The organism is Collinsella sp. CLA-ER-H8, assembly GCF_040092335.1.
Lineage (GTDB): Bacteria > Actinomycetota > Coriobacteriia > Coriobacteriales > Coriobacteriaceae > Collinsella.
This window is the reverse complement of the sequence record NZ_JBBNLU010000002.1, coordinates 190,821-203,202: the sequence shown is the minus strand read 5'-3', so window position 1 is coordinate 203,202 and position 12,382 is coordinate 190,821. Positions and strand designations below refer to the sequence as shown.

12 protein-coding genes are annotated in these 12,382 nt (G+C 61.4%); 11 read left to right on the top strand and 1 reads right to left on the bottom strand.

From position 1 onward, the window contains the following. Window positions 1-27: 27 nt before the first annotated feature. Window positions 28-1,731: an OPT/YSL family transporter gene (locus AAAX72_RS02205; protein WP_349128841.1), complete on the bottom strand. Its 1,704-nt coding sequence runs from the start codon at window positions 1,729-1,731 to the stop codon at window positions 28-30. Window positions 1,732-1,923: 192 nt separating this feature from the next. Between AAAX72_RS02205 and AAAX72_RS02200 the strand changes: the two genes are divergently transcribed. The 11 genes from AAAX72_RS02200 to AAAX72_RS02150 all read left to right on the top strand — a co-directional run bounded on the left by AAAX72_RS02200 (window position 1,924) and on the right by AAAX72_RS02150 (window position 12,315). Beyond that, a complete protein-coding gene (locus AAAX72_RS02200; protein WP_349128839.1) occupies window positions 1,924-2,775 on the top strand; it encodes a type III pantothenate kinase in 852 nt (283 codons plus the stop codon). A gap of 82 nt (window positions 2,776-2,857) precedes the next feature. After that, window positions 2,858-3,382 (top strand): dCMP deaminase family protein, encoded by a 525-nt coding sequence (locus AAAX72_RS02195; protein ID WP_052044088.1) that lies wholly within the window; start codon window positions 2,858-2,860, stop codon window positions 3,380-3,382. A gap of 171 nt (window positions 3,383-3,553) precedes the next feature. After that, window positions 3,554-3,832, top strand: coding sequence for a NifU family protein (locus AAAX72_RS02190; protein WP_035137589.1), 279 nt, complete (start codon window positions 3,554-3,556; stop codon window positions 3,830-3,832). A gap of 108 nt (window positions 3,833-3,940) precedes the next feature. After that, window positions 3,941-4,762, top strand: a complete 822-nt coding sequence (lgt, locus tag AAAX72_RS02185) for a prolipoprotein diacylglyceryl transferase (protein WP_349128838.1) — start codon at window positions 3,941-3,943, stop codon at window positions 4,760-4,762. An 83-nt stretch (window positions 4,763-4,845) separates the two neighbouring features. Beyond that, the gene (locus AAAX72_RS02180) at window positions 4,846-7,029 is read left to right on the top strand and encodes a DUF6020 family protein (RefSeq protein WP_349128836.1); all 2,184 of its coding nucleotides are present in this window, start codon (window positions 4,846-4,848) and stop codon (window positions 7,027-7,029) included. A gap of 166 nt (window positions 7,030-7,195) precedes the next feature. Next, window positions 7,196-8,002 carry a YebC/PmpR family DNA-binding transcriptional regulator gene (locus tag AAAX72_RS02175; RefSeq protein ID WP_006234926.1) on the top strand — a complete coding sequence of 269 codons (807 nt, stop codon included), beginning with the start codon at window positions 7,196-7,198 and terminating at the stop codon, window positions 8,000-8,002. Window positions 8,003-8,167: 165 nt separating this feature from the next. Continuing rightward, complete coding sequence (locus AAAX72_RS02170; RefSeq protein ID WP_349128834.1) at window positions 8,168-8,713, top strand: hypothetical protein; 546 nt, start codon at window positions 8,168-8,170, stop codon at window positions 8,711-8,713. Next, a complete protein-coding gene (locus tag AAAX72_RS02165; RefSeq protein WP_349128832.1) occupies window positions 8,706-9,083 on the top strand; it encodes a DUF2273 domain-containing protein in 378 nt (125 codons plus the stop codon). The genes AAAX72_RS02170 and AAAX72_RS02165 overlap by 8 nt, the downstream gene beginning before the upstream one ends. A gap of 44 nt (window positions 9,084-9,127) precedes the next feature. Beyond that, complete coding sequence (locus AAAX72_RS02160) at window positions 9,128-9,652, top strand: Asp23/Gls24 family envelope stress response protein (RefSeq protein ID WP_349128830.1); 525 nt, start codon at window positions 9,128-9,130, stop codon at window positions 9,650-9,652. 207 nt (window positions 9,653-9,859) lie between these two features. After that, the gene (locus AAAX72_RS02155) at window positions 9,860-10,882 is read left to right on the top strand and encodes a YitT family protein (RefSeq protein ID WP_349128829.1); all 1,023 of its coding nucleotides are present in this window, start codon (window positions 9,860-9,862) and stop codon (window positions 10,880-10,882) included. Window positions 10,883-11,031: 149 nt separating this feature from the next. Further along, window positions 11,032-12,315, top strand: coding sequence for a zinc-ribbon domain-containing protein (locus tag AAAX72_RS02150; protein ID WP_349128827.1), 1,284 nt, complete (start codon window positions 11,032-11,034; stop codon window positions 12,313-12,315). Window positions 12,316-12,382 lie beyond the last annotated feature (67 nt).

Sequence of the window (12,382 nt, the reverse complement as noted above, 5' to 3'; positions counted from 1 at the left end):
ATGGTTGCTGTCGAGCAGCTGCTCAGCTTAGCCCAGCAGGCTTAAGCCCACGGAGACAAACGCCAGGATAACGCCGACGATGGACTCGCCGCCGAGCAGGCCGCTGGCGACAACTAGGCCCTGTTCCTGGAAGGCGGCGTCCTTGGCAGCCCTCTCCTCGTCAGAAAGACCAGCGGTGGCGTCGCGGTGGGCGGACCACTTGTCGTAGGCGAGTTTGACGCAGGAGCCCAGGAATGCCGTGAGTGACATGTAGAACGGCAGGTACACGCCCAGGCCGATCATCATGGCCGGAATGCCGAGCCAGTACATGACGATGCCGGCGATAAAGCCGCCAACGAACCACGGCACGCTCGGGATGCCCGAGACCATGGTGGCGACGACGCTTGCCTGCGCGGCAACAAAGCTCTTGTCGGGGCCAAAGGCGTCCGGGCCGTAGGCGGTGACGAGCGCGACCATGACGGCGGCGGCGACCAGGGCGCCCACGATGCCGCCGATGGCCTGGCCGACCCACTGCGCGCGCGGGTTGGTGCCCAGCACGGCGCCGGCCTTAAAGTCGTTCATGACGTCGCCCGCAAGGCCGCACGCCACGGCTACGATGCCGGCGATAAAGAACAGTTTGACCTGAGCGAGCTGCGCGAAGGCGGCAACGATGAGCATGACGATGAGGCCAAAGATCTCCATGGGGTCGATGCCCGTCTGGCCGCAGCTCTGCGCGCTCATGATGGTGGTGACAAAGGTGAATAGCGTCACGATGACGGCCGGAACGGGGCCAAGGTCGAGCACGATGGCGATGATCACGGCGATGGCGGCAGCGCCCAGGCCGATGATACCGGCGTCGAGCTTAAGGGAGCCCGAGATGAGCGACTGCTCGTCGGTGTCGGTGGAGCTGTCGGCGGCAAGACCGCGGACGATACCGGCGACCTGCGGCAAGATGTCCTTGAGGACGACGGCAACGCCAAAGCCCATCATGAGGCCCATACCCAGGGACTTAACAATGCCCTGTGCGGTCATAGCGTCAAACAGACCGGCAGCGGTGCCACCCACGATGATGCCAAAATTGCCCAGCAGCGCGCCGGCAAACCAGAACGCGACCGGGGCGAAGCCCACAAGGAAGCCGATGGACAGCAGCATGGGCGAGTTGTAGATGGCAAAGGTCACGCCAGGGATGTTGAGCGTGCACAGCATACTGGGCACAATGCCCAGAGCATCGCGCAGCACGCTGTAGATGCCGGCGATGGCCATGGAGCCAAAGAGCTGCTTGCCGGTCTTGCCGCCGGCCTCGGTCGCGCGCAGGGTCTGAGCTGCGGCGTTGCCGGTGGGGAACTCCAGCGCGGCGTCCACGATAAAGTGACGGTGGATGAGTGCCGTGGCCAGCAGGCCCAGGATGGTGCCGGCGAGTGCCACGATAAACATGTCGAGCCAGCTGATCTGGTCGGCATAGCCCAGCATCCAGGCTCCCGGGATGGTAAACGCCAGGCCGCCGGCGACCATGGCGCCTGCGGACATGATGGTGTGGGTGACGTTTGCCTCGTTGAGACTGGCGTTGCCCATGAGCTTAAGGAAGAACAGCGAGATGACGGCAGCGAAGACGATCGGCCAGGGGAGTGCGCCCATCTTGAGGGCGGTGTAAGCCGAGCTTGCCGTGATAATCACGCAGCCAAGGACGCCGATGACGACGCCGCGCAGCGTGAGTTGCCCGCGCATCGAGGCGCGGTTCGAGGGATTGCTCATATAGAACTCCTTTGCGTATATCCGCTTCCCCCGGGAGCGCCGCTACGGATACGGCGCGGGAAGTCGGGTTACCAAGGGCCGCCGCGTGAGCTCGCGCGCGACCGCGCACCAGTATAGCCGCAAGCTAGTCATTTTGGGATGACTGGTTTAGGTAGGCGATATACTGCTGGGCAGACGAAAGGAGCGCCGACGATGCTTAATGGGTGCGCATATATATTGACGGTCGACGTGGGCAACACGTTCATTCGCTTTGGCCTGTTTGCCGAGGATTCGGCCGCGGCGCAGGAATGTCCGCTTGCGACGTGCGAGATCACCGCGCCGTCGAGCATCACAGCAGACGAGGCGCGCATGCGTCTCGTGCAGGTCATGGCCGCACTGGCGGCCGATGCGGGCATGCCGGGTGTGCTCGTACCCGCCGCGGCCGTGCTGAGCTGCGTGGTCCCGGCGCTCGAGCGCCCGTGGAAGGCGGCACTTTCCCGTACCTGCACGGGGCGCGTGCTCACCGTGGGGCCGGGCCTCAAGACCGGCATACCCGTGCACTACGATGACCCGGCCGAGATTGGTCCCGACCGCATCGCCGACGCCGTGGCTGCCCGCGCCGTCTACGGCTCGCCGTGCATTGTGATCGACCTGGGCACCACAACCAATATCGAGGTGATCGACGCGCACGGCACCTTTGTCGGCGGCGTCATCGCGCCCGGTCTGGCGCTCGGCGCCCGCTCGCTTTCGGCGGCAGCAGCGCGCCTGCCTCAGGTTGAGCCCTCGGCGCCGACACACGTCATCGGCCGCAACACGCGCGAGGCCATGCGCTCGGGCGTGGTTCTGGGCGAGGTGGCCCGCATCGACGGCATGCTCGACATGGTGCTTGCCGAGATGCGCGCGACCAAGGCCGCGGGGGAGGGTGATGTGCCCATCGTCATTACCGGCGACGATGCCGAGGCACTTGCGGCGCTGGTCGGCCATAGCCTGACGGTCGATGACGCGTTGACGCTGCGGGGTCTCGCCGAGCTCTACCACATCAACCAAAAGCCCCGCCGCGCGTAGGGCGGGGGGCTGGTGGGATAAGCGCCCCTACCTTTCACCTGCTACAATGGGTCAAACTATTGCGATTTCGGAGGTGTCTGCCATGTCGGACGATCTTCATCAAACCGCGTCGGGCAAGCGCCGCGACGTCATTAGCTGGGATGAGTTCTTTATGAGCGTGGCCATCGCCGCGCAGCGCCGCAGTAAGGACCCCAACACGCAGGTGGGCGCGTGCATCGCCAACACCAACCACCGCATCCTTTCGGTGGGCTACAACGGTACGCCCTCGGCGCTCAACGACGACTTTTTCCCGTGGGGCACGAGCGACGACCCGTTGCAGGATAAGCACAACTACGTGGTGCATGCCGAGGCCAACGCCGTGCTCAACTACCGCGGCTCGCTCAAAGACCTTGAGGGTTCCACGGTCTACGTCACGCTATTCCCGTGCCACGACTGTGCCAAGATCCTGGCGCAGGTAGGTGTAGGCGAGGTTGTCTACCTGGACAATAAGTATGCCGACACCGATGACGGCCGTATCAGCCGCCGCATTCTCGACTCCTGCGGCATCAGCTACCGCCAGGTCATCGTCGATGTCCAGATTGGTACCGGGGGACAGGCTCAACAGTAATATGCGTTGTCGCTATCTGACGACGAACGCAGCTCAAAGAGCCCCGTCCCAAATTGACTACTCGTGAAAGTCGCGTCTGCGCGCATGGACGGCTCGTGAGCGGGTACATGGCTGTAGTAACATAGCTTCTGTCCGCGGGCGTGCCCGCGTTATTGTGAGAAAGGAGCCCCTGTGGCTGTTAACGAAGAGCTGCTTAAGAAGGTTCTTGAAGAGATTCGCCCCAACCTGCAGGCCGACGGCGGCGATATGGAGTATGTGGGCGTCGACGACGAGGGTGTCGTCAAGCTGGAGCTGCAGGGCGCCTGCGCCGGCTGCCCCATGAGCTCGCTGACCCTTTCCATGGGCATCGAGCGCATCCTGAAGGAGCACGTGCCCGGCGTTACCCGCGTCGAGCAGGTCAATGCTTCCGGCGAGGCCGAGGACCTGTACGACGAGTACGCGCCGTTCTAAGATGCGAAAGCTGCGGACGGTACGCTCCGCATAGACGTTACGCCCAGATATGCGGCTGCGAGCACAAGGACCGCGGCCGCATTTGTATGTAGGGAGCAGGGGATCGATATGCTCAACGACCTCTACCATATGCTTGACCCCGTTGCGATCTCGGCGGGCCCCATCACCATCTACTGGTACGGTCTGGCCTATGTGGTCGGCGCCCTGCTCACAGCGGTTGTTATGTACCGCACGCAGCGTCGTTGGGGCTTCGACATCACGATCGATGACCTGACGAGCGTCGTGGTCGGCGCGGTCTTTGGTCTCATCATCGGCGCGCGCCTGTTCTACGTCGTCTTTTACGGCGATGGCTACTATTGGACCCACCCGCTCGAAATCTTTGCCACCAACGAGGGGGGTATGAGCTTCCACGGCGGCCTGGTGGGCGGCATCTTGGGCGGCATCATCGTGTGCCGCATGTATAAGCTCGACGCCTGGACCATCGCCGACCTTGCCGTGATCGGCGCCCCGCTGGCCCTGTGCCTGGGCCGTTGTGCCAATTTCGTCAACGGTGAGCTGTGGGGTAAGCCGACTGATCTGCCCTGGGGTGTGGTCTTTGGCGGCACCGCGGGCGATATGCCGCGCCATCCCTCCCAGCTCTACGAGGCGATTCTTGAGGGCGTCGTGCTCTTCTGTATTTTGCAGGTACTCAGCCGCAAAAAGCCGCTACTGCCCCAGGGTACGTTTATGGGCGTGTTCGTGATGGGGTACGGCATCGTCCGCTTTCTCGTTGAGTTCGTGCGCGTGCCCGATGCCCAGTTGGGTTATCTGCTGGGAGGCGTCATCACTATGGGCCAGCTGCTGAGTTTGCCGCTCGTGATCGCCGGTCTGGCGCTCATCATCTTCGCCCGACACCGCAATCGGCCCCAGCGCGTCTACCTGGACGCCTAACCACCAAAACCACCACAAAGGGGACAGGCACCTTTGTGGTGGTCTTGCCGAGTTTGATAGGTTTCTAGAAAGGCTTTCGGACTGTGAAGGATTCCGACCTCTCCACAACGGCTGCGCGCGACGCTGCCCGCATCGTCTGGTTTAAGCGCTACCCCGCCAAGCAGACGCTCATCGCATTTTTGCTCGCGCTGTTGGCGACCACGGCGTTTTCCATCGATCCCGCCCCGGTGTCGAGCAACGCAGTCTTGGCGATTGACCCCAAAGCCTCGGGCATGCTGTACGTGTGCTACGAGGTGCTCCTCTCGTTTGCCGGCCATACCGACGCGGTCATGCTGCTTGCGCTTGCCTGCCTGCTCACGCTGCCGTTTCGCTACGTGTTCTTTGGCCGCGGCGACGCTTGGCGTCCCTCGGTGATCCTTCCGTCGCTGTTCTTTGCCGTCTGCATGGTGTTTGGCCGCAGCTACGACCTCACCGATTCGGCCGAGATCGTGCTCGGCGACAAGGCCCGCATCATCTGCGCCTGGATAGGCGGCGCGGGCTGGATGCTCTTGGCGGTCGTTGCCTTCTACCTCGCCTTTGAGTGTCTAGATTGGCTGAGCTCTCGGCGCATTCCGTTTTCCGAAGCGCACTTTGGCCGCGTATGGCGTGTGGCTCACGCCGTGCTCTCGGTCCATCCCTTTGCCGGGCCCTTCCTGGTGCTTATGATCGCCTGGGCGCCCACGCTCATCGCTTCGCTGCCTGGCCTTTTTATGGGAGATACGGGTGCGCAGATTCGCCAGTGGTTCAACTACCCCAATGGCACGAGTGACTATCTGCGTCTGCTCAATCCCAATGTGTTGCTCAACGGACATCACCCCGTGGTGCACACGGCTATCATCGGTTTGTGCGTCCAGCTGGGGCTTTCGCTGTTCAATAGCGCCAACGCAGGTCTTGCCATCTACACCTGCGCCCAGTTCGTCATTACGGCCGCCTGCATGGCCTATTCCATCTCGTCGCTGCGCAAGCTGGGCGTGAGCCTGCCGGTCCGCGGCGTGATCTTGCTGTTCTTTGTGTTTATGCCCATGTTCTCCAACTATGCGGCTCTGCTTACCAAAGATGTGCTGTTTACCGACGCGTTTTTGGTGCTGTTGGTGCAGACCGTGAAGCTCGTGGCCTGCGGCCTGCCCCGTCGCGATGCCAATGCCGAGCGTGCGGGCGAACAGAGGCCCGTGCTCTTTGCGCGCCATGACTGGCTGCTGCTCGCTCTGGGCGCCATGGGTTCCACGTTTCTGCGTAACGGCGGCCTGGTGTTTCCCCTGGTGGCATGCGTAATCGCGGCGGCGTTTTGCGCATGGGACGCGCATGTGGCTCATCGTGCAGCCAAGCAGGCTGGTGCTGCGCCTTCGGGCGCCATCCCGCGTTTCCGCTGGGTGGGAGTTCTTGCGGTGCTTGCACTCTGCCTTGCCTCCAACATGTACTTCACTAAGGTCTTTATGCCGGCGCACGACATCACGCCTGGTTCCAAGCGCGAAATCCTCTCGATTCCGTTCCAGCAGACGGCTCGTTTCGTCCAAAAGCACGACGGCCTCAACTCGGGCGTCAACCCCACGGTTAAGGAGGACGGCACCATCGTGGAGGCTCCTTGCGACGGCTTGGTGACCGACGAAGAGCGTGCCGTGATCGACCGCGTGCTCAAGTACGAGAATCTGGGCCGCCGTTACAACCCGGATAAGTCGGACGCCGTCAAAAATTGCTTTAACGAGTACGCCTCGCAGGAGGACATCAAGGCCTATTTTGAGGTGTGGGCCCAGATGTTCAAAAAGGACCCCGGGTGCTATATCTCGGCGCTCATCAATAACTACTATGGGTATTTTTATCCGAGCGCTCGCGACGCATGGGTCTACAGCACGGCGCGCAGTGCCGAGATCATGGCGAAGCCCGATAACCTCAAGTACTTTGACTTCCATCCGGTCGATAGCAAGGTTGTGCGCTGGTGCGACCACCTGATCAACCTGTATCGCGTGGCAGTACAACGCATCCCGTTTATCTCGCTCACCATGAGCTCGGCCACCTATGTGTGGATCATGATCGCCGTGGTGGTCTATCTTCTACGTCGTCATTCGTGGCGCGGGCTGGCCATTTGGGTGCCGCTGCTGGGCGTGCTCGCCGTGTGCCTGATCGGTCCCTGCAACGGCTCGACCTACATGCGCTACCTGTATCCGGTCATCGCCTGCATGCCCTTTGCCATCGGCGCCACCATCACCCGCAGCGACCTCCTCTGGTCCTAATTTGGTGCAAAGGGGGCAGGTTGCTTTGCACCAAGGGGGCTGTATCATCACGACGCCTTCATTTTGGGGTTTATCTCGCAGGCCAGTAGGTATATCATAACGACGTTTGTTTATATTGCCCGAGCATCTGCGCTGGGCTTTAGGTCGAAACCGATAGGAGACACGTATGTCCGGACACTCTAAGTGGGCCACAACCAAGCATCGTAAGGGCGCGCAGGACGCCAAGCGTTCCGCCCTCTTCTCCAAGCTGAGCCGCAACATCACCGTTGCTGCCCGTCTCGGCGGCGACCCGCTGCCCGAGAACAACGCCAGCCTCGCCGCTGCCGTTGCTAAGGCCAAGGCTCAGTCCATGCCCAAGGACAAGATCAAGTCCGCTATCGACAAGGCCTTCGGTTCGGGTGCCGATGCCGCCGTCTACGAGAACATCGTGTACGAGGGCTACGGTCCCGCCGGTGTCGCCGTCTACGTCGACTGCCTGACCGATAACCGCAACCGCACCGCCGCCGATGTCCGTTCCGCCTTCTCCCACGCTGGTGGCAACCTGGGCACCTCCGGCTCCGTCGCCTTCCAGTTTGAGCGCAAGGGCCAGATCGTCGTCGCCAAGGAGATTCTGGACGAGAACGCCAAGAAGGAGACCATGATCGCCAACGGTGCTGCCGGTGACGAGGATGAGTTCATGATGGCCATCGCCGAGGCCGGTGGCGAGGACTACGAGGACGCCGGCGAGGAGTGGATCGTCTGGACTACTGCCAACGAGGTCATGGCTGTCTCCAAGGCGCTCGAGGAGCAGGGCGTCCAGGTCAAGGGTTCCGAGACCACCATGGTCCCGACTACCCCGACCGAGGTCTCCGGCGCCGACGCCAAGAAGGTTCAGCGCCTCATCGACCGTCTCGAGGAGCTCGACGACGTCCAGGACGTCTACAGCACCATGGACATGACCGACGAGGTCATCGCTGCCCTCGAGGAGGAGTAGCGCCCGCACGGGTTAAGCCGTGCATATCTGGGCATAATGAAGCGAGCATGCAAGCCTCGTGGAATAGATGAGCCGGATCCGCGTGCGTATAGCACCGGACCCGGCTCTTTTATAATGATGCGAACCGTTTTGCATTCTGTGGACCGAAACCTGAAGGGAGCGCGCGTGCGCGTACTCAAACGAGCCCTAGCGATCGTGTATCTTGCCGCCGCCATCGTGGCGCTGGGTACGCTTGTCTGCCAGTTCTGGGGACCGTATACGTATCGCTTTATGCTGCTGCTGCGTGACGCCATGCCTCGCGTCGTCGTTACGGTGTGTGCCGCTATCGTGGCGCTTGGCGTGCTCATCGGTTTTTTCCGCCTGATGTTCGCGCGTCGCGAGCCGTCCTGCGTGCATCCGGCGGGGGAGCGCAATATCGAGGTCACGCTCGCAGCGCTTTCCTCGTGCGCCCGTGCCGCGGCAGAGCGCGATGATCGCGTGATGGTTGAGCATATCGAGGCACGCGTTCAAGGCTCCGACGAGTCGCGCGTTCGTTTTAAGGTCGAGGCCATCGCGCTTGATGACAAGGACGTTGCCGCTCTTGCCACCTCGATGCAGCAGCGCATCGAGAAGGCCTGCGACACCATGCTCGGCACGCCGGGCACGACCGCGCGCGTCCGTTTTTTGCCGTCCAAGACTACCGTCCAGACCGTGGAGGTTTCCGGTGAGTGATACCAATCAAGACAAGACCGCCCGCACGCCGCGCCTGACGATCGACCAGAACGCTACGCCGGCAGGCGAGTCCGCCGACACCAAGCCCGAGGCCGGCGAGCAGCACGACAGCGCCGTCAACGACTTTGACGAGGCCATGGGTCTCATCAAAGGTACGGGCGCTGCTATCTGGAGCTACGCCGTGCGCCACCCCAATACTACGCTCGGCGCCTTGGCAGGCTTTATCCTCGCCGTGCTGGTACTTACGTTGGGTCTGTGGGACACGCTCGTCATCGCATTCTTTGTGCTGATCGGCGCCGTGATCGGCCAGATTCGCGACGGCGAGAACGGTATCGTCAACTTCTTCGGCCGTCTGTTTAGCGGCCGCTAATATGAATTCGACTGTCGCATCTGCGGCAGGCATAAGGAGGAACCATGGCTTTTAACACGAAGGTCGATGTGGCCGATACCGAGCTCGAGGCGAATGAGGCCGTCGCCGATGCCGGGGACGTGACGCTCGAGGACGAGGCACTCGTCGAGGCCGAGTCCGATACGGACGAGGACAACGAGGAGATGGACGAGGAGGCGGACGAGTCCGAGGACTCGCTGACCTATTCCAACGGTGTGATCGAGAAGATCGTTGCCATGGCCACCCGCGAGGTGCCGCATGTTCTGGGCATGAAGGGCAACCTCATGCACTTTGTGCAGGAGCAGTTTGGTGCCGAGAACCTGACCAAGGGCGTGACGGTTGAGGTCACCGATGACAACCGCGTGGTCGTCAACATCTCGGTCATCATCGAGTACGGCGCCTATGCGCCTGCGATCTTTGACGACGTTAAGGCGCGCGTCACCGAGCGTCTGGCCGCGATGACCGGCCTTGAGGTGGCAGGCGTCAACCTGCGCATCGAGGATGTCATCACCCCCGAGGAGTACGAGCACCGCACCAGCCAGCACGAATAACCTTCCAAAAAGGGACAGGTTTGTTTTGGCAGGTTTTATCTGCGAAAACGTCAAACGGCCGGTCGCACGGATGTATGTGCGGCCGGCCGTTATTTGTATGCCCCCGATGCGGGCATACCGCTCGTCTAACTAAGGGTTGCAATCTTCGCGTTCCGCGTTACCCTAATGGGCGCATTGTTTCCAAATTGTTAACGAGGGGTTGCCGTAATGGCCGACGAACACGAGACCGAAAGCAAGGCATGGGCGATTGAAGCCGCTGCGGCAGAGGCGGCGTCGCGTGCCGCCGAGGAGATGCATCGTCCTCCGGTGGTGCCGATGGAGCGCGTTGTCGGTCGTGAGGATATCGAACGTGGCGAGCGCGCCGGCCGCAAGCGCAGCCAGGAGCCCGGCTTTCCGCGCTTTTTTGCCGAGCTCAATCTGGGCCTGGTCCTCACGGCGTTCGCCATCGTGGCCTTTAAAACCCCCAATCACTTTGCCTTCGGCGGCACCTCGGGCGTGTCGGTCATTCTTTCCACGCTGTTCCCGACTCTGCCCGTCGGCGTCTTTATGTGGATTATCAACGCGGTCCTGGTCATCCTGGGTTTTATCTTTTTGGAGCGCAAGGCAATCCTTTGGAGCGTCTTTGCCTCGTTTGCGCTTTCGGCCTACGTCTCGCTGTTTGAGCTCTTCATTCCGACGGATGTTTCGATGACGGGCGATATGTGGCTCGACCTGTGTTTTGCCGTCATCTTGCCGGCGCTGGGCAGTGCCATTGTCTTTGACATTGGCGCCTCGACGGGCGGCACCGACATCCTTGCCATGATCCTCAAGCGCCGCACGACGCTCGAGATCGGCCGTGCCCTGTTGCTGGTCGATATCGGCATCGTGACCATTGCGGCTTTCCTGTATGGCCCGCGCGTCGGTCTGTACTGCGTGCTCGGTCTGTTTGCCAAGACGCTCGTGGTCGACAAGGCTATCGAGAGCATTCACCTTCGTAAGGTCTGCACGATCATTTGCTCCGAGCCCCTTAAGGTCGAGGAGTTTATCGTCAAGCATCTCAACCGTACGGCGACCATCAGTCGCGGCTACGGTGCCTTCTCGGGCAAGTGCGTGACGGTGATCATGAGCGTGCTGAGCCGTCGCGAGGCCGTGCAGCTGCGCCGTTATGCGCGCGAGGTCGATCCGGGTGCCTTTATCACGATCGTCGACAGCTCCGAGATTGTCGGCAAGGGCTTCCGCGGAACGAACTAGCACAGACGTATTCAACGAACCGCCTGCTGGCGCCGTGTATCTTGCAAATCGGTCATCTTTGAGTATTTGACTCCACATTGGGCAATAATGATGCTAAAGACATCGTTTGCGATCCAAGTGATTTGTTCAAGATACGAAGGGATGATTCTATGTTCTGCTCGCAGTGTGGCGCCCCCATGGGCGATAACGACAAGTTCTGCGGCGTGTGTGGTGCTCCTAATGCCGGTGCCGCTGGCCCCGCTCCCCAGGGACAGCCTCAGCCCCAGCAGTTTGTTCCGCAACCGCCCGTGGCGAATGCGCCAAAGGGCTGTGTGGCTCAGGCGTTCCAAGATATGACTAAGACTCCGGGCGTGCTTCAGCGTGTATGCCAAATCGCGTTTTTGCCGGCGCTGATTTGCGTTGTGTCGGTGCTCGTGTTGTTTATTCCCGTTATTGGCGGCATTGCGGCTGCCATCGGCTTTTTGGCAGCTTGCATTGCGAGTGTGTGCGGTTCCGGCTTCGGTATCGAGTGGGGCCGCGATCTGTCGCTCAAGGTCGATGACGGCATGGATCGTCCGCTGATGCGTTCCACGTCGTTTGGTCTCGGAGTCTTTTCGAGCGTTATTTCGGTCGTGCTCGAGGTTATCGCTGCCATTCCCGTTATCGGTGTAGTGCTTTCGCTGGTGGAGGGCGTGGTAATTGGCGCCGCGGGCTCGTATTCTTATTACGGCTCTTATGCGCTCGAGGCTGCGCTGTTCGGTTCGCTCGGCCTGCTTGTCCTGGCGCTAATTGCCTCGGCGATTCTGGGTGTCTTCTTTAAGATGCTCGCCGACATCGCCGTGATGCACTTTGCGGTGACCGGGCGTGTCGAGAGCGCGTTTTCGCTCGATAAGGTCTGGGCGGCGTTTAAGCACAACAAGACCAAGCTGTTCTGCGCTTCGTTCCTTCCCGAGTTTTTGACGGGCCTGGTCGCCAACGTTGTCACATGGATCTTGACGGCCGTCTTTGGCGCCATTGCCTCTGTCGGTATGTATAGCTACTACTATCGTCCTACGGGTATTGAGGCAATTGTTACCGGCGGCGGCGTCACGCTCGCGCTGTTCTTGGTGCTGGTCGCTTTCGTCACCGTATTTCTTACGGTCTTTGGCAAGATGCTCAAGCACCGTGCCGTTGGCTATTGGGCCGCACGCTATGCAAGCGAGTGGGCCGATGAGGATAAGGACGACGTCCTGACTTTTGTGTTGCCCTTCGAGAAGAAGTCCACCCCTTCGGGTTACGGTGCTCCGGATGCTTCGCCGGCACCTGCACCCGCTCCCCCGACCGAGCCTGAGCCGGCGCCCGAGCCTGAGACGGCATCTGAGTCCGAGCCTGCACCTGAGCCTGAGCCTGAGCCGGCACCTGCACCTGAGCCGGCGCCCGAGTCAAGTTCCGACGAGGACCCTCAGGACGAGTAGCATGCCGCCTGCCATTTGGGGACGGGGCAGAAATGGTAGAAATAACGCTTGACAGATGAGCGGGGGC

Bases quoted from the DNA above. Each gene is read 5' to 3' on its own strand.
- AAAX72_RS02205 (WP_349128841.1), bottom strand. From the start codon at position 1,731: ATGAGCAATCCCTCGAACCGCGCCTCGATGCGCGGGCAACTCACGCTG.
- AAAX72_RS02200 (WP_349128839.1), top strand. From the start codon at position 1,924: ATGCTTAATGGGTGCGCATATATATTGACGGTCGACGTGGGCAACACG.
- AAAX72_RS02195 (WP_052044088.1), top strand. From the start codon at position 2,858: ATGTCGGACGATCTTCATCAAACCGCGTCGGGCAAGCGCCGCGACGTC.
- lgt (WP_349128838.1), top strand. From the start codon at position 3,941: ATGCTCAACGACCTCTACCATATGCTTGACCCCGTTGCGATCTCGGCG.
- AAAX72_RS02175 (WP_006234926.1), top strand. From the start codon at position 7,196: ATGTCCGGACACTCTAAGTGGGCCACAACCAAGCATCGTAAGGGCGCG.
- AAAX72_RS02160 (WP_349128830.1), top strand. From the start codon at position 9,128: ATGGCTTTTAACACGAAGGTCGATGTGGCCGATACCGAGCTCGAGGCG.
- AAAX72_RS02155 (WP_349128829.1), top strand. From the start codon at position 9,860: ATGGCCGACGAACACGAGACCGAAAGCAAGGCATGGGCGATTGAAGCC.
- AAAX72_RS02150 (WP_349128827.1), top strand. From the start codon at position 11,032: ATGTTCTGCTCGCAGTGTGGCGCCCCCATGGGCGATAACGACAAGTTC.